The sequence below is a fragment of the Streptomyces sp. HD genome (assembly GCF_028369295.1).
Taxonomy (GTDB): Bacteria; Actinomycetota; Actinomycetes; order Streptomycetales; family Streptomycetaceae; genus Streptomyces.
This window is the reverse complement of record NZ_JAQMYP010000032.1, coordinates 1-22,345: the sequence shown is the minus strand read 5'-3', so window position 1 is coordinate 22,345 and position 22,345 is coordinate 1. Positions and strand designations below refer to the sequence as shown.

Annotated in this window: 26 protein-coding genes; 17 read left to right on the top strand and 9 right to left on the bottom strand. The window is 68.1% G+C overall.

Going from position 1 to position 22,345, the window contains the following annotated elements:
* Positions 1-20: 20 nt before the first annotated feature.
* The 9 genes from POF73_RS28260 to POF73_RS28220 all read left to right on the top strand — a co-directional run bounded on the left by POF73_RS28260 (position 21) and on the right by POF73_RS28220 (position 7,509).
* Positions 21-1,124: a GAF domain-containing sensor histidine kinase gene (locus POF73_RS28260; RefSeq protein ID WP_272121030.1), complete on the top strand. Its 1,104-nt coding sequence runs from the start codon at positions 21-23 to the stop codon at positions 1,122-1,124.
* Positions 1,100-1,723, top strand: a complete 624-nt coding sequence (locus POF73_RS28255; protein ID WP_218968985.1) for a response regulator transcription factor — start codon at positions 1,100-1,102, stop codon at positions 1,721-1,723. The genes POF73_RS28260 and POF73_RS28255 overlap by 25 nt, the downstream gene beginning before the upstream one ends.
* Positions 1,724-2,402: 679 nt before the next feature.
* On the top strand, positions 2,403-3,329 hold the full coding sequence (locus tag POF73_RS28250) for an alpha/beta hydrolase (RefSeq protein ID WP_272121027.1): 927 nt from the start codon (positions 2,403-2,405) through the stop codon (positions 3,327-3,329).
* A 12-nt stretch (positions 3,330-3,341) separates the two neighbouring features.
* On the top strand, positions 3,342-4,226 hold the full coding sequence (locus tag POF73_RS28245; RefSeq protein WP_272121024.1) for a short-chain dehydrogenase/reductase: 885 nt from the start codon (positions 3,342-3,344) through the stop codon (positions 4,224-4,226).
* 6 nt (positions 4,227-4,232) lie between these two features.
* Positions 4,233-5,114, top strand: coding sequence for an SDR family NAD(P)-dependent oxidoreductase (locus POF73_RS28240; protein ID WP_272121022.1), 882 nt, complete (start codon positions 4,233-4,235; stop codon positions 5,112-5,114).
* A gap of 68 nt (positions 5,115-5,182) precedes the next feature.
* Positions 5,183-5,797 carry a TetR/AcrR family transcriptional regulator gene (locus POF73_RS28235; protein WP_272121020.1) on the top strand — a complete coding sequence of 205 codons (615 nt, stop codon included), beginning with the start codon at positions 5,183-5,185 and terminating at the stop codon, positions 5,795-5,797.
* 538 nt (positions 5,798-6,335) lie between these two features.
* Positions 6,336-6,752, top strand: a complete 417-nt coding sequence (locus POF73_RS28230; protein ID WP_272121018.1) for a hypothetical protein — start codon at positions 6,336-6,338, stop codon at positions 6,750-6,752.
* 58 nt (positions 6,753-6,810) lie between these two features.
* The gene (locus POF73_RS28225) at positions 6,811-7,221 is read left to right on the top strand and encodes a hypothetical protein (protein WP_272121016.1); all 411 of its coding nucleotides are present in this window, start codon (positions 6,811-6,813) and stop codon (positions 7,219-7,221) included.
* A gap of 162 nt (positions 7,222-7,383) precedes the next feature.
* Positions 7,384-7,509: a hypothetical protein gene (locus tag POF73_RS28220; RefSeq protein WP_272121014.1), complete on the top strand. Its 126-nt coding sequence runs from the start codon at positions 7,384-7,386 to the stop codon at positions 7,507-7,509.
* A gap of 320 nt (positions 7,510-7,829) precedes the next feature.
* Here the strand turns inward: POF73_RS28220 and POF73_RS28215 are convergent, their stop codons facing one another.
* From POF73_RS28215 to POF73_RS28185, 7 genes are all read right to left on the bottom strand, one after another.
* Entirely contained in the window at positions 7,830-8,231 is a 402-nt protein-coding gene (locus POF73_RS28215; protein WP_272121012.1) for a hypothetical protein, read from the bottom strand.
* Positions 8,200-8,691, bottom strand: coding sequence for a hypothetical protein (locus POF73_RS28210; protein WP_272121010.1), 492 nt, complete (start codon positions 8,689-8,691; stop codon positions 8,200-8,202). The genes POF73_RS28215 and POF73_RS28210 overlap by 32 nt, the downstream gene beginning before the upstream one ends.
* 1,167 nt (positions 8,692-9,858) lie before the next feature.
* On the bottom strand, positions 9,859-10,263 hold the full coding sequence (locus POF73_RS28205) for a transposase family protein (RefSeq protein ID WP_272121193.1): 405 nt from the start codon (positions 10,261-10,263) through the stop codon (positions 9,859-9,861).
* A 68-nt stretch (positions 10,264-10,331) separates the two neighbouring features.
* The gene (locus POF73_RS28200) at positions 10,332-10,682 is read right to left on the bottom strand and encodes a hypothetical protein (RefSeq protein ID WP_272121008.1); all 351 of its coding nucleotides are present in this window, start codon (positions 10,680-10,682) and stop codon (positions 10,332-10,334) included.
* Positions 10,683-10,759: 77 nt separating this feature from the next.
* Positions 10,760-11,224, bottom strand: coding sequence for a hypothetical protein (locus tag POF73_RS28195; protein ID WP_272121005.1), 465 nt, complete (start codon positions 11,222-11,224; stop codon positions 10,760-10,762).
* Between the two features lie 162 nt (positions 11,225-11,386).
* Complete coding sequence (locus tag POF73_RS28190) at positions 11,387-11,896, bottom strand: isoprenylcysteine carboxylmethyltransferase family protein (protein ID WP_272121003.1); 510 nt, start codon at positions 11,894-11,896, stop codon at positions 11,387-11,389.
* Positions 11,897-12,026: 130 nt separating this feature from the next.
* Positions 12,027-12,938, bottom strand: a complete 912-nt coding sequence (locus POF73_RS28185) for an acyl-ACP desaturase (protein ID WP_272121001.1) — start codon at positions 12,936-12,938, stop codon at positions 12,027-12,029.
* Between the two features lie 282 nt (positions 12,939-13,220).
* Here POF73_RS28185 and POF73_RS28180 point away from each other — a divergent pair, with 282 nt between their 5' ends.
* The 5 genes from POF73_RS28180 to POF73_RS28160 all read left to right on the top strand — a co-directional run bounded on the left by POF73_RS28180 (position 13,221) and on the right by POF73_RS28160 (position 17,580).
* Positions 13,221-14,507 (top strand): flavin monoamine oxidase family protein, encoded by a 1,287-nt coding sequence (locus tag POF73_RS28180; protein WP_272120999.1) that lies wholly within the window; start codon positions 13,221-13,223, stop codon positions 14,505-14,507.
* 70 nt (positions 14,508-14,577) lie between these two features.
* Entirely contained in the window at positions 14,578-14,850 is a 273-nt protein-coding gene (locus POF73_RS28175; protein WP_272120997.1) for an acyl carrier protein, read from the top strand.
* Between the two features lie 11 nt (positions 14,851-14,861).
* The gene (locus POF73_RS28170) at positions 14,862-16,088 is read left to right on the top strand and encodes a beta-ketoacyl-[acyl-carrier-protein] synthase family protein (RefSeq protein WP_272120995.1); all 1,227 of its coding nucleotides are present in this window, start codon (positions 14,862-14,864) and stop codon (positions 16,086-16,088) included.
* An 862-nt stretch (positions 16,089-16,950) separates the two neighbouring features.
* On the top strand, positions 16,951-17,346 hold the full coding sequence (locus POF73_RS28165) for a luciferase domain-containing protein (RefSeq protein WP_272120993.1): 396 nt from the start codon (positions 16,951-16,953) through the stop codon (positions 17,344-17,346).
* 27 nt (positions 17,347-17,373) lie between these two features.
* A complete protein-coding gene (locus tag POF73_RS28160) occupies positions 17,374-17,580 on the top strand; it encodes a three-helix bundle dimerization domain-containing protein (protein ID WP_272120991.1) in 207 nt (68 codons plus the stop codon).
* An 87-nt stretch (positions 17,581-17,667) separates the two neighbouring features.
* Here the strand turns inward: POF73_RS28160 and POF73_RS28155 are convergent, their stop codons facing one another.
* Positions 17,668-18,072, bottom strand: a complete 405-nt coding sequence (locus POF73_RS28155) for a DUF3592 domain-containing protein (RefSeq protein WP_272120989.1) — start codon at positions 18,070-18,072, stop codon at positions 17,668-17,670.
* A 401-nt stretch (positions 18,073-18,473) separates the two neighbouring features.
* On the opposite strand from POF73_RS28155, the gene POF73_RS28150 reads away from it, so the two are divergent.
* A complete protein-coding gene (locus POF73_RS28150; RefSeq protein ID WP_272120987.1) occupies positions 18,474-19,223 on the top strand; it encodes a class I SAM-dependent methyltransferase in 750 nt (249 codons plus the stop codon).
* Positions 19,224-19,367: 144 nt separating this feature from the next.
* Here POF73_RS28150 and POF73_RS28145 read toward each other — a convergent pair whose 3' ends face one another.
* The gene (locus POF73_RS28145) at positions 19,368-19,688 is read right to left on the bottom strand and encodes a hypothetical protein (RefSeq protein ID WP_272120985.1); all 321 of its coding nucleotides are present in this window, start codon (positions 19,686-19,688) and stop codon (positions 19,368-19,370) included.
* A gap of 602 nt (positions 19,689-20,290) precedes the next feature.
* On the opposite strand from POF73_RS28145, the gene POF73_RS28140 reads away from it, so the two are divergent.
* The gene (locus POF73_RS28140; RefSeq protein WP_272120983.1) at positions 20,291-21,238 is read left to right on the top strand and encodes a hypothetical protein; all 948 of its coding nucleotides are present in this window, start codon (positions 20,291-20,293) and stop codon (positions 21,236-21,238) included.
* Positions 21,217-21,714: a hypothetical protein gene (locus POF73_RS28135; RefSeq protein ID WP_272120982.1), complete on the top strand. Its 498-nt coding sequence runs from the start codon at positions 21,217-21,219 to the stop codon at positions 21,712-21,714. The genes POF73_RS28140 and POF73_RS28135 overlap by 22 nt, the downstream gene beginning before the upstream one ends.
* The last annotated feature ends 631 nt before the right edge of the window (positions 21,715-22,345 follow it).

Here is a 22,345-nt window from a genome sequence, read left to right as displayed (position 1 = left end):
GTGCGGTGTTTGATGACGGTATGCCGGACTACCCGCTGCACCATCTCGGCGAGCAGTACGCGGAGCTCCTCGCGGCATTGGACCGCGGGGAGGCCCTGCGCCGCGCCCTCGCGCTCCTCGCCGGCGATTCGCGGGTGGCGTGGGCTGCCGGGCCCGGCTCGATGCAGGAGCTGACCATCGAGCAGCTGGTCGGCGACAGGACCGGAATGCTGCGGGCTCTACGGGTGCCCCCGGGCGCCGGACTGACCGGCAAGGTCCACCGGTCCGGACAGGCCGAGTGGGTCAACGACTACTTCTCCAGCGCCGAGATCACGCACACCTTCGACCGGCACATTGCCGCCGAGGGCGTCCGCAGAGTCCTCGCCGTCCCCCTGATCAGAGACGGCGAGCCACTTGGCGTCCTCGCCCTCGGCCTCCGCCGGGAGGGTACCTTCGGCGACCGCGAAGTCGAACGCGTCTCGGCAGTGGCCACACAGGCCGCCCTCGCCCTGTCGATCGCCGAACGCGCCCGCCTGACCCGGGAGCTCGCCGTCCACGAGGAGCGACAACGGCTCGCAGCCGACCTCCACGACAGCGTCGGCGCACTGCTGTTCGCCATCGGGTCCGGCATGGCCGACCTCGCCGAAGCCGGGGGCACCGACCCCGACCTGCGGGCACGGCTGAACCGTCTCCGGAGCCAGGCCGCGGACGCGACCACCGCCCTGCGCGAATCCCTGCGCACGCTGCGCTCCTCCCCGGCCGCCCTGGCCCTCGGGGTCGCCCTGCGCGCGGACTGCACCGCCTTCTCCGACCGCACCGGCATCCCGGCCGAACTGGTCGTCCTGGACGGGGACCCGCCCGAGCTGCCCCCGTCCCGCTCGGACGTGCTCCTGGCAGCGGTCCGCGAGGCCCTGCTGAATGTCGAGAAACACGCCCACGCGAGCGCGGTGACCGTGTCGGTCGGGCGCAGCGGCGGGCTGCTGACCGTCGCCGTGCACGACGACGGCACCGGCCTGGCACCGGACCACGAGCCGGGCCTGGGGCTGACCAAGACCGCCGAGGCCCTCGGCCGGCTGGGCGGCTCCGTCCGCGTCCTCTGCGACCCGGACGGCGGCACGGTATGGCGGGCGCAGCTGCCATGCTGACGGGCCGGCCCACGCGGATCGTCATCGTGGACGACCACCCGGTCGTCCGCGACGGCGTCGTTGCGCAGCTGAACGGATACACCGACCTGGCCGTCGTCGGCCACGCCGAAACAGGCGCCGCCGCCGTCGAATTGTGCGCGCGAGAACAGCCCGACGTGGTCCTGCTCGACCTGCGCCTCCCCGACCGCCTCGCCGCCGACGTCGTCCCGGCGGTGCGACGGGTCAGTCCCGACAGCCGCGTCCTGCTCTTCACCGCCTTCCCCGAACACGCCGCAGTCGCACCAACGTTGGCCGCTGGAGCCAGCGGACTACTTGTCAAGGACGCCGGCGGCACGGCCGTGCGCGACGCGATCCGCAGCGTGGCCCGCACCGGCGCCTTCCGCGCCGATCGCCCCGCCGCCTCCGCGGCTCCCGTCACCGCGCGCGAGTACGACGTGCTGCGCCTGGTCGCGGCCGGATACACCAACTCGGAGATCGGCGACGAGCTGAACCTGTCGGTCAACACCGTCAAGAGCTATCTCCGGGAAGTGATGCACAAGCTCGCCGCCCGCAACCGGGCTCAGCTCATCGCCAACGCCCGCACGCATGGCCTGCTGTGACGGAGGATGAGCGGGCAACGGCACCTGTTGATCGTGCCGTTCTCCGTGGCGGGCTTGCGGGGGCACGCGGGAGTGCAGCACGTACGCCAGAGCGGACGAGACCTCGGTGGGAGGGGCTGCACTCAGCTGCTCCGCTCAGATGACCTTGCCTTCGCGGTTGTGCCGGGCGGCGGTGAGCTGCGCTCACGCGGGCCTGGCGTAAGAACGTCTCACCGTCGGTGAGCCAGGTCTCGATGGCCGGCCACGCGCGTGCACGGCGCTCCTGCGGCGGACCACCGTGAACTACCTCGTCGAGCAGGGCCTCGGTATCGCCCAGGCGGGACAGCGCCGTGGCGTCGTCGCGCCACGGGCTGCTGGCAGGGCGGCACTGGTCGATCAGCGTCGGGGCGTGATCGACGACGACGAGGAACCGGCGCCAGGCAGGGTCGAGGGGGTCCTCGGTCGCGGGGCCGGGGGCGGCGGCCCTCAGCGGGGTGGCGTCGCTGTAGCGGCGGGAGTCGACCAGTGTCTGCCGGGTGTGGCGCTGAGGTAGGGCGTGGCTCAGGACCCAGCGGAGACGTGACGGGTTCGTTGCCGTCGATTTGCTTTACACCCCCGCAATGTTGGATTAACTTCCAATGTTGGAAGTAGTTCCAAGTTTCCGCGAGCCCAACGATGCGAGCGGTGTTACGGAGGTCCGATGACCGACCGATTGGATGTGACGTTTCCTTCGGGGCCGGACGAGTGTCACGCCTGGCTGTACCTGCCCGAGGGCGGCGGCCGGCGTCCCGTGGTGGTCATGGCACACGGTCTCGGTGGGGTCCGCGAGATGCGGCTGGACGCCTACGCCGAGCGTTTCGCCGCCGCCGGCTACGCATGCCTGGTGTTCGACTACCGGCACTTCGGGGCCAGTGGCGGTCAGCCGCGACAGCTCCTGAGCGTCAGACGACAGCTCCAGGACTGGCGGGCCGCCGTGGCGTACGCGCGCTCCCGGCCGGAGACCGATCCCCGGCGCGTGGTCCTGTGGGGCACCTCTTTCGGCGGCGGCCATGTCCTGGCGACAGCCGCCCAGGACCCAGCCGTCGTCGCCGTCATCGCCCAGGGCCTGTTCACCGATGGTGTCGCCTCTGCCCTGGCGATGCGCCCGGACACCTCGGTGAAGGTGATGGCCCGCGCGGTCCGTGACGTGGTCGGCGCCCGCCTAAGGCGCCCTCCCGTCATGGTCGCGACGGCGGGGCCGCCCGGATCCGCCGCGCTGATGACCGCTGCGGACGCCGAGCCCGGCTACCTGGCCCTCGTGCCCAACGACGCGCCCTTCTCCAACCAGGTTGCGGCGCGGTTCGCCCTGGACATCCTCCGCTACCGGCCGGGCCGCCGGACCGCGAAGATCGCATGCCCGGTGCTGTTCTGCGTATGCGAGCACGACAGCGTGGCCCCCGCGCGGCCGACCCTGCGCCATGCCCGCAGGGCCCCGCGCGGTGAGATCCGCCTCTACCCCGACGGCCACTTCGACATCTACCTCGGCGAGCCCTTCGAACGCGTTGTCACGGACCAGCTCGCCTTCCTGGCGCGGCACGTCCCCATCGGCTCCGCACCCGGTGAAGCCCCGGGACCCGCGACACCCTGAAAGAGGTACGAGATGCTCACCTACCCGATTGCGGGGAAGACCGTCTTCATCACCGGCGCAGCCGGAGGCATCGGTGCGGCCACCGCCCGCACGCTGCACTCGCGCGGAGCCAACGTGGTCCTCGCCGACCGGGGCATCGACGCCACGTCGGCCCTCGCCCGCGACCTCGGCGGCGACAGGACACTGGCCCTGTCGGTGGATGTCACCGACCGCGCCGCACTGGCCGACGCGGTGGAACGTACCGTCGACCGGTTCGGCGGCCTGGATGTCGTCTTCGCCAACGCGGGGATCGGGACCGATCCGCCGGCGACGATCGCCACCATCGATCCGGCTATGTTCGAGCGCGTCGTCGAAGTGGACCTGCTGGGCGTCTGGCGCACCGTTCGCGCCGCACTGCCGCACGTTATCGCGGCACGCGGGCACGTCCTGGTCACCGCTTCGGTGTACGCCTACTTCAACGGCATGACCAACGCCCCCTACGCCATGTCGAAGGCCGGCGTCGAGCAGTTCGGCCGCGCCCTGCGCGCCGAACTCGGCATCCACGGCGCCAGCGCCGGGGTGCTCTACCCCGGCTGGGTCCACACGCCCATCGCTGGAGCAGCCTTCGGAAGCAACGACATCACCACCCGCCTGCGCGAGATCGCCTTCCCGTCCCTGCTCGGCAAGGCCATCGCCCCCACGCGCGTCGCGGACGCCGTCGTCCGCGGCATCGAGAACCGCTCGGCCCGTGTCATGGTCCCCCGCAGGTGGGTACCGTTTTCGGCCCTGCGCGGCGTCCTTAACCCCGTCACCGATCTCATCGCCGAACGCCACTGCGAACTGCGCCGACTCCTGCGCCGACTCGAGGAATCCGCCGGCCCCACAGGCAAGTCCCTGCAGACCGACTCACCGAGGTAGGCCGTCATGACCCGTTACGACCTGGCCGGGCGCACCGTCGTCCTCACCGGCTCCACCGGCGGCCTGGGCGCCGCCCTCGCCCGGGCCCTGCGCGGGCGCGGAGCCAACCTCGCGCTGCTCGACCTCAGCCTCGCGGCCACCACGGCCCAAGCCCAGGACCTGGGAGACGAAACGGTCGCCCGTGGCTGGCACGCCGACGTACGCGACCTCGCCGGCCTGCAGCAAGCCATGGACGAGGCCGCCACGCACTTCGGGCGCCTCGACATCGTCATCGCAGGCGCCGGGATCGACACCATGGCCCCGATGGCGACCATCGACCCGTCGGCCTACGAACGTGTCATCGACGTCAACCTCAACGGCGTCTGGCGCACCTTCCGCGCGGCTCTGCCCCACGTCGAGGCCCAACGCGGCTATCTCCTCGCGATCTCCTCCATGGCCGCCTTTGTGCACTCGCCGCTCCAGATCTCCTACACCGCGAGCAAGGCCGGCGTGTGGGCGATGTGCGACAGCCTTCGCCTGGAGGTTCGCCACCTGGGTGTCGGTGTCGGCAGCGCCCACCCCACGTTCTTCCGCACTCCGATGATGGACGACGTGACCGCGGACCCGGCCGGGCACGCCCTCTGGGGCGGCAACTCCAAGGGGTTGTGGAAGATGGTGCCGCTGGAGAAGGTCATCGCCGGTATCGTCCGCGGCATCGAGCGCCGTGCGGACCGCGTCGTCGTCCCCAGGTCCCTCACCCTGACCGCGAACGCTCCCGGTCTGTTCCGGCCGATACTCGAACGGGTCGGTTTCCGCTCTCAGACGGTCCAGCGCGCTCTCGGCCTCGCCTCGGCGTCGGGCTGGCACGACCCGGCGGTGCATGAGCGCCACCAGGCCGGTTCCCGCTGAATTCCGGGTTGAAGCAAGCGACCCAGGGGGTCCGGCCGTTCAAGCAACCTCGTAAAGTAGCGGAGACCATGGCAATCAAGGTCACACGCACGACACGTCGGGCCGCGGCAACCCGTGCGGCCATCGTCGACGCCGCCGAGGAACTGCTGGCCTCCGGAGGCCCTAACGCGGTCACCTTGGAAGGCATCGCCGAACGCGCGGATGTCGCCGTGCAGACGGTGTACAACCGCGTGGGCGGCCGCGCGGCCGTTCTCATCGCGGTTGCCGAGCGGGCACTCGAGGACAACCGGACCTACATGGACGACGCCTACGCTGCCCCGGGCACCCCGGTGGAACGCATCAGGGCCGCCTCGGCCGCGTACGTCCGCTTCGCCGCCGAGCGCCCACACCAGTTCCGCCTGCTGGCCGAGCCGCCCGACGAACCCGCGGCCCTGGAACGGGTCGCCGCGCTCGTCGACGAGCAGAACGCCAAACTCGCCGCCGCCCTGGCCGACGGGGTGGCCGACGGCTCACTCGCCGCCGACCTCGATCCCGTCACCACCGCCACCGCGTTGTGGGCTGCCATGAACGGCGTTCTCGGCCTCTCCTGGCGCGCGGACCGACTCCGCGCTGACGCCTCCCATTTGACGGAACTCGTCGCAGCCGTGGAAAGGGTGGTTTTCCGCGGACTGCTCGCCCGCTGAAGTCCGCCCGGGGCCGTGCCACCGTAGGGTGACACGGCCTGGCTCCCGCCGCCCGCGGATCGCTCCCCTTCCGGCTGGCGGTATCACCCATGCTGGAGCACGTCTGCACACGCCGTACGGCACCGCCGAGGTGTCCGGGGCGCTCTTCGGGCGTGAACTCACCGTGGAGGCCGTCGTCCTCCGAACACCAGGACCGACGTCGTCCTGCCGGACGGCAGGGGCGTCATCGAGGTGGGCTCCGCGAGGCACACGTGGACAGCGGCGTTGGGGGGCACACACGGTCGAGCAGGCACCGTTGTTCCTGGACATGACAATGGGGGACTCACGGACCGCGAAGATGCGGTCCGTGTCGTCAAGGACTTGCTCATCTCGTACTTCCCGGAAGCCGCAGAGTTCATCGAGAGCGGCTCCGGAACTCCTGCCCGGACCACCGTACGGGGCGATCGCCGGAATGCTGCCCGACGGCGAGAAGTTCCTGGCCGACCTGGAAGGGCGGTTCACCACGCTGACCGCCGATACTGAAGTCTCCTGAGCTCGAGTGACCGGCTATCCCGTCTGTGCCGAGGCTGACGTCTTTCCCATCGGCTCGCCGGTACGTCCGGCCGCCGTGGCCGATTCCATTGAAAGCCCCTCGGGGGACAGTGAGCAGCACGACCATGCCCAGGCCACGTTCGCCCTGATGGAAGGGTGGCATCAGGAGTCGGCCCGGACCGACGGCCCCGTGAGCCTCGCGTCGGAACGCGAGGCGGTGGACGCGTTCTCCGACATGTACCAGCCATTGGCGGGAGACGCCCATGAGGAGGTCGCGGAGCTCAGGCTCGGATCGTGGCTCCTGACACCGCAAGGCGCCCGCGAAGACCTTGTCATCCTCTACCTGCACGGGGGCGGCTTCCGGGTCGGAGCCGTTCCACCAAAGACCCCCTCCACCTCATCCGCCGCAGAGCGGTTCTCCTGACTGCAACTGGGAGTCCTGCTTCTACATCAACGTGCCCGTCGGTATCGTCGCCGTCGTCATGGGTCTGCTGTTCCTGAAGGACACCGAGCGCGACCAGAACTCCAAGTCCTTCGACGTCCCCGGGATCGTGCTGCTGTCCGGCACCCTGTTCCTGCTGCTGTGGGCCCTGATCAAGGCCCCCGACTACGGCTGGGGCGACACCAAGACCCTTGGTTTCCTAGGCGCCACCCTGGTCGTGGGCCTGCTCTTCGTGCTGCGTGAGAGCCGCACGAAGGAGCCGCTCCTGCCGCTGCGGCTGTTCCGCTCCCTGCCTCTGTCGGCGGGCACCGTGCTGATGCTGATGCTGTCGTTTGATGGTTGTCGGCGCACCGCTGGCCAGCGCGCTCATCAACCGGTTAGGTCCGCGGCTCCCGATCGTCGCCGGCATGCTCCTGACGGCCGGAGCCCTGTTCGGTCTCGCCGGCCTTGACACCGGCTTGGGCGCCAACGACACCCAGGCCCGTGCGGAGGCGGGGTTCGTTGATCTGCCTCAGCCGGGCGAGAGCGCCCACCCCGCAGGCCACCTTCGAATTCTGGAAAGACCTGATCTGAGCTCAAGACCGTGTCAGATCGAATCTTCGAACCTAATAAGTTGCTCGCACGGTCCGGCAAGCACTGGGTCCTGCCGCGTGCGTACGCGGACATGCTGGATCGCTGGCAGGAGCGGGATCGCGCACTCGCGCAGCAGGCTCAGGTCTGTACCGGCTGCCAGCGGTAGGGAAGCCGGTGGGCGTGGTGCACCACCACGGCGAGCGGCTACGTCACCTTGTGCCCGGCCTGGTGAGACCTTCCAGGCTTACACGGGGCACCTGCGCGGCGTCGCCTACAGCTCCGTGCGCCGTACGCACCGCGCCGACACCTATCTGTGCTGCCTGTGTCGCGCGAGCCGCGCGTCCATCTGGGACCACTGCCACGAGCACGGCCACGTCCGCTGGCCCGGTCTGCGCGAGCTGCAACACCATTGATAGTGACCTTTGTTCGACCTAAGGGACAGCGTGGTGAGATGCACCCTCGTCCTGTCGAAGATGTCAGCGCCGCTCAGCGCGAGTAGTCCGCGAGCGCGAGCAGCAGATGGGCAGACTCCGGGCGCACATGGTCGGAGTGGGCGCCCGCCGGATTGAGGCGGCGACCACGGATGTACACGTCGGAGGCGTCGACGTTGACGAAGCAGTGGTCGAGGGCGGAGAGCGGATACTGCTCGCTCAGCGGCAGCATACGGGTGTTGAACATGGGCGCAGGGGCCGGGCCGATCCCGGAATGCCCGATGCCGGGTTGCCGCTCGGCTTGCAAGTGCCAGAACCCGGTCGCCCGGTCGTGGCGGGAGTACGTGGCGACGACGGGGCCCCTCAACGGAGCGCCGTTGTGGGTCTCGCTTGGCAGGATCTGCGGAAAGAGTGAAAGGAACGCGTCACGTCGTGCGGCCATCTGGAACAGCAGCATGCTGTCGGCGGTGAATGGGCGGCGGGGGAGACATTGCCTGAAACGGGTCAGAGGTGCCGCGCGGAATCAGGGGGCGGGCTACGTCGGCCAGACAAACGCATGTCCACGTGCTGAGCGATTCACCGGTGAAAGGTGTACTGGCAGTACATCCCTCAGGCCGGTCCGGCGGCGTACCGTCGATGGTGTGGACAATCATGGTGATCACTTCGGCCGTGGTGTCGCGAGCCACAACCAGTGACACTGCCCCGGCGCATCCGGTCAGCCCGGCGAGGCACAGGACGGTGCGCGCGCCCAACCGGGTGACGAGGTGGGCGGAAACGGGGCCGAGCAGCATCGAGACGGTGCTTCCGGGCGCCATGTAGACGAGGCTGGTGCTCAGCACGCTCGCGGTGAATCCGTAGCCGGCGACGTCATGCAGGGTCTGCACGAAGAACGTGGCGGCCAGTGAGAAGGAAAGCAAGGAGAACCCGACGCCCAGCGAGGCGAAGTTCGTCGCGAGTAGCGGCTTGTGGACCAGCAGGCCGACGGCGACGAGCGGGTGAGCGACGGGTCTTCAGAGCGACGAAGCCGTACAAGGACGCGGCGGCGCCCAGGAAGTGACCGATCGTGGGGGCCGAGGTCCAGCCCCACTTCTGGCCTTGTAAGACCGAGAACAGAAGAGACACCAGGCCCAGGGCGAGCAGCGCGGCTCTCGCGTAGTCGACGCGCTCCTTGCGGCCGGCACGGCGCGGGACCGAGATGAGCGCAAGCGCCAGGACGGTGGCGGTCCCACGGCGTCGGTGCTCCTGGGGCGCGGAGCAGATCTCTTCCACCTCGGCGATGGGGATGGCTGTCTTGGTGCCGACGTCCCGCCAGCTGTCCCGGGTGATAGCAAGGCGTTCTGATTGGGTGTCAGGCGGCCTGTCGGGCAGGCCAGACCCGGTCAAGGTGGCGAGCATCGAGACGGGGCGCCGAGGGCTGGCGATGCTGAGCGCGGACCTACTGAGCCCTGCTGGTCAGATGTCCCGGAAGAGACCAGTGAACGCGGTGACCTGCCGCGATTAGTGGCGTGTGGTCGCTGAGCTGCGCGAATGACCTTTCGGCTGTTTCACGCTCGTGCCGCTTGATGGGGCCGGAAGTCCCAGAAAAGTCCCAGGGGCTCCCACTGCTGACGGGTGCCTTTCGGCTCTGTACGGCAGTACGGGCAGTCGAACGGTCTCGTTTCCAGCGAGGGTGGTGGAGCCTGGATGTCGAGTGACTGGCGCTCGGCCGATGCCTTGCGGGATGGTGGGGTCCTGATGATCGACGACGACTCTGCGGTCGCTGGTGGCAGCGAGCCGGCAGTGCCCGCCAGCCCTCGGACGCCCTACAGCGAGAGGCCCGTCGGGCGGGCCCGGCGGGCGAAGGCTCAAGAGCTGATCGAGCGGCTCGTCGCCGAGGGCCGCTTTCGGATCACCGACCCTGATGACGACGAGGTCGCGGAGTGGCGGCGCGTCGTCAACTACGCGAAACGACACGGCCTGGAACCAGCGGGCAAGCGCATTGAAGATCGACCAACTTCGAATCCGCAGGTCACCGGGGCTGGTGTGAGTCGGCGTTCTTGCACTCGTACTGGTCGTGGGCGGTTACCTGCTCCCAAGATCGTCTGTCAGGGGGCGACTTCGGTGCGGGTCAGCACGAGCAGCGCCCGCAGCAGCGTGGTCGCGTAGCGGGGCGACAGCCGGAGCTTGGCGAGGATGCGCCAGTTCTTCAGGTGTGCGAAGTCGTGTTCGCAGACCGCGCGGACGGACGCGATCAGCCTGTTGACCTGCTTCTTCGCCGACATGAGGGGCTCGGTGCGGGCGGCCTTGTAACCGGTGATGACCACCGAATTGTCCACATCGTCGTCCAGGCCGGTGAAGCCGAGGTCGCCGATGGCGGCCAGCTTGTGGGCGCGCAGGCGCTGGACGAGCTTGTTGTAGCGGGCGGTGGTGATCTCCGAGGAGCGTCCCGGGCGGGCCGCGGAGATCCACAGGAGCCTGCCCCGGTCGTCGGTGAGCGCGAGGAAGGGCAGGCCGTGGGCCTTGTGTTTCCCGCTGTAGTTGCGGCGGTTGTCCGCTCCGGTGCGGCGCCGGGTGCGGATCAGGGGCCGTCGATCAGGACGACGTGGCCACCCTTTCGGGTGATCTTCTTCAATGCGCGGTCCAGGCGCTCGGCCGGTGTGGCGAGCAGTTCGATCACCTCCATCACCCAGCGGCGCACCGTGGTGGCGGAGATGTTGTTGCCGCCCGCCATGTCGGCAAGCCGCTGGTCATGGCGCAGGACGGCGAGGACGATCGCGGCGATCCGTCCGGGCGGCAGCTTGCGCCACCTGGAGCGGATCTTCTTCAAGTGTCCGCGCAGCAGGTCGCCGAGGGAGGCCAGGGTGGCCGTGGATAGGGTGAGGCTCGACTGGTAGACAACCGTCTTAGTCCCCCTGGCGGAGCTGGTCATGTTTCGCATACGACATCAACTGCCGCCGGGGGCATTGACGTTACGGCCAAGACGCAGGTTGTCGGGCCCGCCCACGTTCACAGTGTGGTGGTGAACTTCCCGTCCGCGAGCTTGCGCAGCCAGCCCCGCTCGGCCAGCCGGTTCAGCTTCGCGCGCATCACCTCCAAACGGGCCGGCTCCAAGGAGATCCCCAGCTCACCGCAGACCTGCCTCACCATGACCGGTCCGTCGGCCCGCCGCACCACATCCGTGATCCGCTGGTAGTCGGCGGGCAGGACCGTCTCGTCCATGCCCCGCTGGCGCTGCGGCACCGCCATTACTGCACGGCCCGCGACCTGCCCGGCGGGCGGCGTTACAGGCCGCTCGGCTTGGGCGCGCGCCTGCTCAGCCAGCCGGCGCGCGACCCGTTCGGCGACAGCAAGTTCCTCCAGCTCGTCGCGGACCTCCTGCAACTGCTGGCTCAACTTCTCTGCCTGCACCTCCAGTTCGGCCCTGCGGGCCGTGATCAGTCCAAGAAGGTCCGCTTCCGCGTCCTGGGCCACCTTGATGTACCTCCCGCCCGGATCGTGCGGATATCTGCCTCACACACGCCGGAGAATCCACAGATCCGTGATCGCCGAAACGGCGAACGGCTCACCGGGCTGGTGTGATTTCCGTACGATACGGGCGCGAGGTGCACGCGGTGGCCATGAACGTGACACGGCCTATGTCAGATGGGCCAGCGCGCGACTCTCAGTGCGGACTCGTGCGGCGATCCACAGAAGATTCGCCGTGCCGAAGACGGCAGCAGTGATCCAGGCAGTGTGGGTGAGGGCGAAGGCAGGTACGTCGATCCCCATGGCCAGATATCCGGGATGGGGCACGAACCGGTATGGGCCATCAGTCACGCGGCGCGTGCCGGGGCTGATCAGAATGCGATGGCTCCAGTAGCGCCCCAGCGTGAGGATGGCCCACCACCGCAGCGCGGTCGCTGCGACCACCACCGTGCCAGCGCCCCACGCGAGCGAGGCGATCAACGGTCGATCCCACCACACGATTTCGGTAGCCATGGCGGGCAGGAGCCCGAAATGCACAGCGAGCGTGGCCCGGTACTGCCCGGGCGCATGCTCGTTGGCTCCGGCCCGAAGTCGCGCGCGGCTACGGCGGGCCGAGAGCCATGTCTCGGCGCCCCGCGCGCAGACGACCAAGGCAGCGAAAATGGTCCACAGCAGCATGCAAGCTCCTTACCAGGGGCGTATTCGCCAACGAGGTGTACTGCCCGCTGAATTCGGTGGCCATGGAGCCGGGGCGTTACCTATGTTTTCTGCGAGCGTACGGCGCGGACGTGCAACGGCCTGCGGAACGTCAGTCACGTGAAGCGAAACGCCGTGCTCTCGCCTCGGAGTGCGTTACGACCTCTGTCAATCTCTCGCGCGCTGCGTCCCCTGCGGGGCTCAAACCCGTCAACTCGAACAGGCCGAGGAACCGCATCATGGGAACTACGACATCGTCGTGGTGACAGGTCGGTGTGTAGATACCGGACCGCATCATGGAGAGCGCCAGGTTGGTGAATCCTGGGGCGGCGTGCCCGGGCGAGCGGAACGTCGGGATCACGGTCGCGCATGCGGTGAGTACCCGGTCCGGATCGATTTTCACCGCCTCGGACAGGACGGTTCGGTAGAACAGCATGTGGCGGTTCTCATCCTGCGAGATGCGCCGCAGCAGGGCGTCGCAGGCTCTGTCCCCACACTTTCGGCGGATGTTGCTGTACGAAGTGCGGGTCGCCAGTTCTTGCAGCGTCACGTAGACGAGGGACTCCACGACCCCGCGGTAGTCAATGCTGTAGCCCTGTTGGACGTGCGCGCGGCGGGCGTCTTCCAAAGCCACGGGATCAGTCGCACGGGTGACCAGGAGATAGTCACGGATAGCCAATCCGTGGCGTCCTTCTTCGGCCGTCCACTGGTTGACCCACGCGCCCCAAGCTCCGTCGTTCCCGAACAGTTGCGCGATGGCGTGGTGGTAGCTGGGGAGGTTGTCCTCGCTCAGCAGGTTGTGCAGGAGGCCGTCTCGGACTGCCGAGTCGATTCCGGTCTGCTGGGGGGACCAGGGCTCGCCTCCGAGGACGCCGTCGAAGTCCCGGCCGACGCCCCAGGGGATGTATTCGTGGGGGTACCATTCGTCGGCGCTCTTCAGGTGCTCGTCCAAAGCGCGGCCGGCGGTCGGTTCGAGTTCGAATAGAAGCGCGGCATCGTCGTGGGGGACGCAGGCTTGTGTCATCGAATTCCGCCTGGGGTGTTGCAAATCGTACCTGCGGGGAGTGGCAGAGGATACCCTCTCAGCAACACAGAGTGGCCACACCACCGGACAGGAAGTTCCCCAACTGCTCCTGTGCGGCATGCTTGTTCATTGAAGGACGCCAATCTCAGATTCGGGGGGCGTTCCGTCTCTGCTCCATCCCTGCCTTGTCGTCATTCAGGTGTGCGATATTCGAATTGGAGGGTGAGAGGTGCAGAGTGAACGTGAGTACTTCGGTGGGCGGTTCACAGAAGAGGAAAGTTGATGGCAGTTGAGGGTCGCAGCGGCGATGCCGCCAGGCGGACTATTTGCGTGCTGGGTGCCGGAGCCGCCGGCCTCGTCTTCGCTCGTGAGGTGGAGCGGTCCGGACACCGCGCGATCGTGCTGGAGGCCAGCTCGACAGTCGGCGGCCCGTGCACCAGTGAAGTCATCGACGGGCGTGCGCACGACCTGTGCGGCCGACTGTGCGGAAATGGATATCGACAAATCGGGGCTCTGATCGGCGAGTTCGGCCTTACGACACAGCCTGCGAGCCAGGCGTTCCTCTTCCATCCCGACAGCCGCTCCGTATCGCGTGTCGCTGCCGTCGAGTTCGGGGCACACAGGGAACTGTTGGCTACCTACCTGGAGTTGCGGCGGCGGCAGGTCCCCCGTATTGATGAACCCGGTCTTGCTCACTCCGATGCCCTGTCCGTGCCGGCCCGCACCTGGCTGGCCGAGCATGGCCTTGAGCCCTTGCTCGACAGTCTGGGCGCCTGCTTCACCGCCGCCGGTTTCGGCGATGTCGACGACGACCTGCCAGCCCTGTACTTCGCCAAGACGACAGCGTACTTCTTCAACGGCCGGAAGACCCACGTGCTCGGCCACAACGGCCCGTTCACCGTGGTCGGCGGATTTCATCAGCTGTGGGACCGCCTTGCGGCCCAGCTCAGCGATGTGCGCTGCGGTGTTGAGGTTACGTCCATCGCTCGTAGCGGCCCCCACGTCACCGTGCACACCACTGCGGGTACGGTGACCGCGGATGCCCTCGTACTGACCATCCCCTGGGATGCGGCGCTGCCCCTGCTGGCGGATGCCACCGACGATGAGCGCGACATCGCCAGGCGCATCCGAAGGATCGACTACTACACCACGCTGTGTCGGATCTCCGGGGCGCCCACGTCCGGTATGTACATCCTCACCAACGATCGCCGCGCCACACATCCCGGCCGTCTGGTCGCTCTACACAACCAGCACGCCGACACGGACTGGTACGTGTGCTACTCCTACGGCGGCGGCGAGCTGACAGCGGAATCGGCCTTGGAGCAGCTGCACACCGAGGTCGAGAAGATCGGCGGGCGTATCCGCGAGGTACGCCTGCAGCGCCGCTGGTCACGAATGCCCCACTTCAGCGGTGCCGCCATCGCTGATGGCGTCTATCGCCGCATCGAAGCGAACCAGGGCAAGCACCGCACGTACGTGATCGGAAGCCTGCCGGCGTTCGAGCTCAACGAATGCAACGTGTCCTACGCGCAAGACGCCGCCCGCCGGTTCTTTCCCCCGCATCGGTGACCACGCCTGAACCCGAACGAACGCTCCATCCGCGTGCCTACGCTCGCGCCGATCCGAAAGCAGAACCGTCATGACGGAATCGTCGTCTCAGTTCACCGAGGAAGAGCTGATCCGCTTGATCGGCGAGGAGTTCTCCATTGACGCCGAGCGGCTGCGCCCGGACGTCACCTTCGGGGAGCTGGGGCTGGACTCTCTCGCGCTGCTGGAACTCATCGTCTCGCTGGAGAATCGCACCGGAGCACGGCTGCTGGAGGACATCCAAGGCGTCGCCCCCTCCGACACCCTCGCTACTGCGGCCGCACAGCTCGCCTCGACGCTGCGGACTGCGGACACCGCACGTTGACCGTTCCGGGCGTGGGCGCCGAGGGTATCTGCATCACCGGCATCGGCCTGGTCACGCCCGCCGGGCAGGATCTTGTCTCGACATGGCGGACTCTGTGTGCAGGGCGCTCACTGGCCGCCACTGACCCCGCCCTCACCGGTCTGCCCGTAGACTTCTCCTGCCGCGTAAAGGAGTTGCAGGTCGAGCAGGAAGTGGGCCCTCAGCGAGCACGCCGCACCGATCGCTTCACCCACCTCGCACTCGCGGCAGCCCGGCGAGCCGTACTCGACGCGGAGCTGGAGGCTCACCGTTGGAATGGTGAACGCGTCGGAATCATTCTCGGCGTGGGAAGCAACAGCCTGGAGACCTACCCCACGGAGTTTCGGCGACTGACGGACGGGAAGCCCACCGCGGTGTCTCCCTGGGCGGTGACACGCAGCGTGCCCAGCACAGTGGCCGCAGACCTGGCCATCGAACTGGGCGCCCACGGTCCCGTCTTCACCGTCTCGACGGCCTGCGCATCCGGAGCAACCGCTCTGGGGCTGGCCCGAGATCTCCTGCGGGCCGGCACCTGCGACATCGTCCTGGCCGGAGGCAGCGAATCCGGCCGCGCCCAGATGACCGCCACCTGTTTCGCTCAGATCCGCGCCCTCTCACGGCGCCGCGACCGACCGCACCTCGCATGCCGCCCCTTCGACCTGGACCGCGACGGTTTCGTACTCGGCGAAGGAGCTGCCATCCTGGTCCTGGAACGGGCCACACACGCCCGGCGCCGAAGCAAGGCACCCCGCGCCCTCCTGCGCGGATTCGCCACCACATCCGATGCCTACAGCCACGCCGCCCCGCACCCCGACGGGATGGGCGCCGAACGAGCCCTGCGCGCTGCTCTCGCTGACGCCGGATGCGGCCTCCGCGACGTCGATCACATCAATGCGCACGCCGCCTCGACCCCTCTTGGTGACGCAGCCGAAGCTGCCATGCTCCGCCGGCTGTTCGACGGCACCACGCCCCCTGTCACCGCGACCAAGAGTGTCATCGGCCACGCGCTAGGTGCCTCGGCAGCCATCGAAGCCGCCGTGACCGTGCAGGCCCTGCAGCATCAGGCCGTTCCTCCCACCGCAAATCTCGAAACACAAGATCCCGGCGTGGAACTCGATGTGGTCACCACCGAACTTCGTAGGGTGCCGATGAACGTTGCTGTGTCGACCTCTTTCGGTTTCGGCGGGAGTAACGCCGTCCTCGTGCTCTCCACCCCCTGAACCCAGACATCACCACCGTACTCACCACACGGCCGCTCTCAACTGCTACCCATTCGTGCTGCCACAGGGCTCCCCCTCGATGGCACACATCATCAACGAAGATCGTGCGTCCTGAATTTGCTGGTCACGGGGCTGGCGTGGGGTGTTGATCGTGGACTCGCGCTGTTCGTGGGCGGCTTCCTGCGAGCAAGATCGTCAGCGGGCAACCTCGGTGTTGGTCAGCACCAGTAGAGCCGCAGCAGCGTGGTCGCGTAGCGTGCGGACTCTTGGAGCTCGGTGAGGATCCGCCAGTTCTCAGGTGCGCGAAGGCGTGCTCGCACGTCTGTGCCGAGGCCGCGTTCGCGGCGCCGACCAGCAACACCGCACGGCCCGCGACCTGCCCTGCGGCAGGCAATGGCACCTGGCCCGCCTCCCTTTCGGCGCGTACCTGCTCGGTCAGCCGCCGTGCGACCCGCTCAGCGGTGGCCAATGCTGGTTCAACTTCTCCGGCTGCAGTTCCAGTTCGGCCCAGCGAGCGGTGATCAGCTCGCGCAGGTCCGGCCCCCTGTCCATGGCAACCGCGTGCAGCTCCCACCCATATCGTACGGACCAGGACCAACCGCACACCGGGTCCCGAGGAACCGTGACCGCACCGTGTCAGACGATCTTGAGTGCAGACAACCGCCCACGACCAGCACGAGCAGAAGACCCACGCATCACGCCAGCCCGGTGACCAGCAACTTCAGGATGGACGATCTTCATTGGCAATCGCAGCTGGCCAGCCAAGCCCACCGCGTCGGTATCGGGCCTTTCAGTCGCCGCGGATCGGTTACAGATCCCTCACCCTCTGGTGGCTGGGGGGTGAGCTGGTCATGATGGGCGCATGACGTTGGCAGCGCGTGCCCTCGTGCAACTGGCGACCTGGCCCGACCTTGCCGAGGCGGAGCCGCGCTGTGGCACTGGGCAAGCTCTCCGTGCGGCTCACGGCGAGATCGTCCACTTCCACTCCGACGATCACGTTGACCTGTACCTCACGGCCCGGGCCATCAGGCGGTTCGAAGAACACCTCACGGCAACGACCACTGTCCAGCTGGTGCCCGGCTCGCAGTGGGTGACGCTGCGCCTCGACGTCACCGCGGATGTCGATCTGCTGATGACCCTGGTCAGCCTCGCCCTCCAGGCGCATCAGGCGTGGCCGGTTCCAGCCGACGTTCCGCGAGCAGAGTGCAATGATCACCGCGACGCGATACATCCGCGTGAGAATCTCAGCGAAGGCTGAGAAGCACCATTCCAGGCAGGTGGAGCTGTGGCGGACAAGGCACGCGAGGACGAAGCCATCCGTGGGGTGGTCGAGCGCCTGACGGACGCATTCAGCGCGACGAGCAGCTCGGCCGAGGTCGAGGCCGCCGTAGCCAAGGCTCACTCGTCCTTCGCGGACCGGCCCGTGCGCGAATTCGTGCCCGTACTGGTGGAACGCAAGGCACGGGCGCTGCTGAGCGAGTCATCCGGCTAGCGACGCGCGGATCCAGCTCTGTGCACCTGGGGGTAGGGAAGACGACCCCGTCCGGGACGGGAGGGGGCGGCATCTCCGCGGCTGCGGTCAGTTCTTCAGGGCGAGCAGTACGCCGGCCCCGGCGAAGGCCGCTCCGCCCAGCAGCGTCCACAGCGCGGACCCCATCATGTACTTCCGCATGTTCACCCGTGCCGTGTGGGGTTTCCCGTCTTCGTACAGCACCTGAACCTCAAGCCCCTTCTCCAGGTTCATTCCGGTCCCGCGCACATGGGGCGAGAACTGCACGCGGTGTCCCTGCTGGTCGATAAAGGCGATGACCGGCACCAAGTTGTGGCCGTCGGACCAGTCGTCCCGCGTGTTGTCGACCACGAGACCCTGGGCACGAATACCGGCCCGCTTCAGCCGCCGCACCACGACCGCCTCGTGCACCGCGAAGCCGAACAACAGCAGGGCAACCGCACCGCACACCGCCATACCCACCGAATTGCTCACCGTCGACTGCCCTTTCCGCTTCGTCCGGCGCTCCGAGCCTGCGCACACGGAGGGACGCAGCACCCCCGAGACCGGTTGCGGAACCGGACGTCCCGCCCCCCGGAGCGCCGGATCATCTGCCGGTCCACATCAGGCCCGCGACCCGTCGGACACCCCAATAGCCCGCGAGCCGGACGATGACGCCTCGGATTCCAGAGCCCGTAAGGCCAACTATCGCTGAGCGGAATGGCCGTGATTGTGTCGGTTGGAAGCGGCAACGCGTGATGGTGAGTTCGGGGAACGCTTGAGGCTGTTCGGCTGCAGAAATGTCGGTGAGTTTCAGCAACACCAGGGCTCATCAGGGGGACCCGCTCGCGATATTCGAGTGAACGCGCGAGATAGGTGTGCATAGTGTGACTGGCGTGGATCCAGCTGACTTCTACACAGGCATCGTCGCAGAGCTCTATGGACCGCTGAAGTCCTTCTCCCAGGACCCCGAGCCCTATGCGGCCTTCATTCAGCAAACCGGCATGCCGGCACTGGAACTGGGATGCGGGGACGGTGATCCTCTGCCGGAGCTGCGCCGACGCGGCCTGGAGGTGGAGGGCGTCGACTCCTCCGCGGACATGCTGGAGCGTCTCCGGCGCCGGGCAGACGAACAAGGCATCCCCACCACCGTGTTCCATCAGCGTATGGAGGCCCTGGACCTGCCCCGCCGATACCGGGCGATCTTCCTCGCCGGGCCCACCTTCACCCTGCTCCCCGACGACGCCACCGCGTTGGCCGCCCTGCGCGGCATCCGTGCTCATCTGGCGGAGGGCGGTATCGCCTTGGTGCCCCTGTTCACCCCCGAACCGACGCCGGCAGCACAGATCGGTCGCGTGCGCACGGCCACCGCACCCGACAGCGCCGAACTTCGGGTGCCCGTCGTCGCCGAACAGCGCGACGAGGCAGCTCGGACACAGACGACGCTTCTGCGCTATGAACGCCACCACGGCTCAGACAGCAGCGTTGTGGAGCGGCCGTGGGTCCTGCACTGGTATACCCGCGATGGGTTCGAGGAACTGGCCACGGCCGCCGGCCTGGCCGTGACAGCGGTCACCGATCAGCACGGCAAATCCGCCCCCTCCAGCGCCACCGCCGTGCACTTCCGGCTCCAAGCCGCCGCCTGACCACCTCCTTTGAGTAGGGGTGGAGACCGGACACCGGTCATCGCCCGCCGTGCTGGTTCCCGCCCTGCTCAGGTCATGGCGGCCTGTTCGGCCTTGGCCCGGGACTGGGCAACTGGTTGACCTGCAACAGGGCAACAGGCGACGTCACCACAGGTGAAGGAAGCTGCGGACATCGTCATAGCCGTCGAGGGCCCGACCGTCCACATCCAACGGGTCCACCTCGGCCCGCGCCGCCAGCGACTCCGCCAGGGCACGGGCTTCATCGCTGAGATGCCCGAAGCGTCGAGCGGCATGGCCCAGGCACAACCCAGCCAGCCCGAGCCGTGGACTCCCTGGCACAGCTCGCGTCCCGACCTGCACACACCAGTGCTCGACGAACCCCGCGTCGTCGTCATTCAACGCGGTGCCGACCAGGACTCCCGCCGCCTCGCCCTCTGCCGAGCGGTCACGCAGAGCCCGCTCCATCGTCCTGGCGCTGCTGTGCGAAGAGATCGGCGAGCCCCTCGAGCACGGCCTCGCCGCCCGCCGCTACGCCCTGACGGGGACCGCCGGGCCCTGGCCGGGACGCTGCTGTAGCCGCTGCTGCTCGTGGTCCTGGTCGTGCTTGTGGTCATCGCAGCATTTGCATGGGCCGGGCGGGACAAGGGTGCTGCTCGTGCAGCAGGCCAAAAGGGTCTATGCAGCGGCTGCATGCAGCACGACGGGTGCAGCGCGCTGTCGGGACGGGGAGAGGACCGGCCGCCGTACTGCAGCGGGGTGGCCGGGAACGACGCCGGCGCCCTCCCCGTGGGGTAGGCGCCGTGGCTCCGGCGATTTGCGGCGTTGCAGCCGCCCCGCGCGGGATTGATTGCCCAGTAAAACGGAATTGATTACTCCGATAAAAGGGGGTGACGATCAACTCTCCGCTCGCCAGTCTCGGTGCGGTCAGGCCGGATCTGGCAGACCGAGCTCTGGAGAACCAGCGATGTCCCATCCCCCCACAGTGGCGGCCCCCCCAGCGCGGCACGCCTCGGCCGCAGACGCAGCGCCGGCTGCCGAGGCCCCTCTTCCTCATCCTTCAGTTCCTCATGGTGGCGCTGGTCGCCACCGGCGCACTCGTGACGACCACCGGCTCGGCCAGCGCGCAGGACGAGCCCGCCAACGGCTTCTCGCAGGGCCAGCTGCCCGGTGTGCTGTACCGCGGCGACTCCCGGTCCCCGAATGACATCTTCGCCAACGGTTTCATGGCCCGGGGAACGAACTACGACCTCGTCAGCCATGTCCACGGCGGAGCAGGCGCCAACGACAGCGGCTACGTCTCCACGTCGGGTTCGCAGGACGTCTCGGAGACGTTCGCCCGGAGCCAGGGGATGCAGAACCTCGCCGAACAGGCCAATCAGCCGCGTTGCCAGGGAGCGGGCTGGACGATCGGCCAGATGGTCCCGGTCGTCGGATGGCTCGTCACGTCGCACTGCGAGCACGGGAGCGTCGAAGCCAGGACCTTCGTCTACACGATCAACCCGCAGTTCGCTGGGGTCGTCCTGCACGTTCCCGACCAGCTCCGCGGGGACCCGAACATGGCCAACACCTACCGGGGCCAGGACGAATGGGCGTTCTTCCATGAGATTCCGGCCCAGGCGATCACCGGCGTGCACATCTACGACATGACGGCGCGGACGCAGGGAACCTACCTCCAGCTGCAGAGCCTCACCTTCACCCATGACCGCTGGGTGGCGAACCCCAACTACGACCCCAACTACCGCTACAACCCGTACGGCGACCCGGCGGCCAACCTCCGCGTCGACACGGACCTCCACCTCCCGGCCCAACAGGCGAACCACTACACCCGGGGATGCAACGCGATCGACCGGTGCAGGGACGCCGACCAGCCGTGGTGGCCACGGCTGAGGTCATTTGCCTCTCTCACCTCATGGTTCCCCGTGGAAATCCTGATCAACAACACAGCCACTGAAACGAAATCAAGAACACAGCCACTGAAACGAGAGGAGCCACTGTGCTCACGTCGAGTCGCCTGAACGGGCGTCGTCTCCTGAACAAGTCCCTGGGCCTGCTGGCCGTGGCCGGCATGGGGCTCGGCATGGTCGCCATGGCGGGCGGCACTGCTTACGCGTCGCTGTTCAACAGCGACGGAAGCAGTGTCCCGCTCTCCGTCCAGGGTGGACCGGTCAGCCTTCCCGACAGTGCCAACAGCATCAGGGTGACCATCCCCGGCACGGGCGCGTTCTGCATCGGCCGTCCCAGCGACCGCAGCGCCAACATCCAAACGGGGCTGCGGGTGTCCGAGGGCCTCGAGTTCTCGATCGACGCGTTCAGCGACAACGCCTGCCAGGGGAACAAGGTCCTCCCGGGCATCGGCTACACGGCCTCGTACAACGGCCCCGACCCGAGGAACGGGACGTTCACCCTCGTACAGGTCCGCGTCGCGAACGCGGCCCAGTTCGTCTGCACCGACGGCGGCTGGACCGACGGTCGTGCCAGCGCGTGCCGGTAAGGCCCCCGGCTCGCTGCCGGGCGTCGTGAACTTCGACCACCAAGTGCCGCCCGCTGGCGTTCGTGCTGACCCGTGGACCAGGCCGCGGACAGCCCGCAGTTCATCCGCTGTGCGAGCAGATCGGCGAGCCCCTCGAGTACGGCCTCGCCGCCCGCCGCTACGCGGTGTCGGGCGATCGGCGCGCTCTGCACGGCACCGTGCTGTAGTCGCTGCTACTCAGCTGCTTCCGGGTTGCTGCTCGTGCTCCTGGTGGTGGTCGTCGGGTGCAGCAACGTGGTGTCGCGGGTGCAGCGCAGTATTTGCATGGGCCAGTCAGACACGGGTGCTGCACGGGTAGCAGGCCGACCCCGTCCGGTGCAGCGCGGACAGCTGCTGCACGCGCTGCACCGGACGTGCTGCATCTGGCCGCCGACTCCCGCTCCGCGGGCACCAGCACGACGATCGGCCCGCCCGAGCGCTGCATAACATCGCAGGTCTGCGATGTTCCTGGCGAGATCTATGCACGGCTGCTGCATACAGCCCCAAGGTCAGAGCCTGCTGACCTACGGCGCTGTTGGGGGGGGGGGGGGGGGGGGGGGGGGGGGGGGGGGGGGGGGGGGGGGCCCGCGCCGGGGGGGGGGGGGGGGCGGCG

Bases quoted from the DNA above. Each gene is read 5' to 3' on its own strand.
- POF73_RS28260 (WP_272121030.1), top strand. From the start codon at position 21: ATGCCGGACTACCCGCTGCACCATCTCGGCGAGCAGTACGCGGAGCTC.
- POF73_RS28255 (WP_218968985.1), top strand. From the start codon at position 1,100: ATGGCGGGCGCAGCTGCCATGCTGACGGGCCGGCCCACGCGGATCGTC.
- POF73_RS28250 (WP_272121027.1), top strand. From the start codon at position 2,403: ATGACCGACCGATTGGATGTGACGTTTCCTTCGGGGCCGGACGAGTGT.
- POF73_RS28245 (WP_272121024.1), top strand. From the start codon at position 3,342: ATGCTCACCTACCCGATTGCGGGGAAGACCGTCTTCATCACCGGCGCA.
- POF73_RS28240 (WP_272121022.1), top strand. From the start codon at position 4,233: ATGACCCGTTACGACCTGGCCGGGCGCACCGTCGTCCTCACCGGCTCC.
- POF73_RS28235 (WP_272121020.1), top strand. From the start codon at position 5,183: ATGGCAATCAAGGTCACACGCACGACACGTCGGGCCGCGGCAACCCGT.
- POF73_RS28225 (WP_272121016.1), top strand. From the start codon at position 6,811: ATGGGTCTGCTGTTCCTGAAGGACACCGAGCGCGACCAGAACTCCAAG.
- POF73_RS28215 (WP_272121012.1), bottom strand. From the start codon at position 8,231: ATGCTGCTGTTCCAGATGGCCGCACGACGTGACGCGTTCCTTTCACTC.
- POF73_RS28200 (WP_272121008.1), bottom strand. From the start codon at position 10,682: ATGACCAGCTCCGCCAGGGGGACTAAGACGGTTGTCTACCAGTCGAGC.
- POF73_RS28190 (WP_272121003.1), bottom strand. From the start codon at position 11,896: ATGCTGCTGTGGACCATTTTCGCTGCCTTGGTCGTCTGCGCGCGGGGC.
- POF73_RS28185 (WP_272121001.1), bottom strand. From the start codon at position 12,938: ATGACACAAGCCTGCGTCCCCCACGACGATGCCGCGCTTCTATTCGAA.
- POF73_RS28180 (WP_272120999.1), top strand. From the start codon at position 13,221: ATGGCAGTTGAGGGTCGCAGCGGCGATGCCGCCAGGCGGACTATTTGC.
- POF73_RS28175 (WP_272120997.1), top strand. From the start codon at position 14,578: ATGACGGAATCGTCGTCTCAGTTCACCGAGGAAGAGCTGATCCGCTTG.
- POF73_RS28165 (WP_272120993.1), top strand. From the start codon at position 16,951: ATGACGTTGGCAGCGCGTGCCCTCGTGCAACTGGCGACCTGGCCCGAC.
- POF73_RS28145 (WP_272120985.1), bottom strand. From the start codon at position 19,688: ATGGAGCGGGCTCTGCGTGACCGCTCGGCAGAGGGCGAGGCGGCGGGA.
- POF73_RS28140 (WP_272120983.1), top strand. From the start codon at position 20,291: ATGGTGGCGCTGGTCGCCACCGGCGCACTCGTGACGACCACCGGCTCG.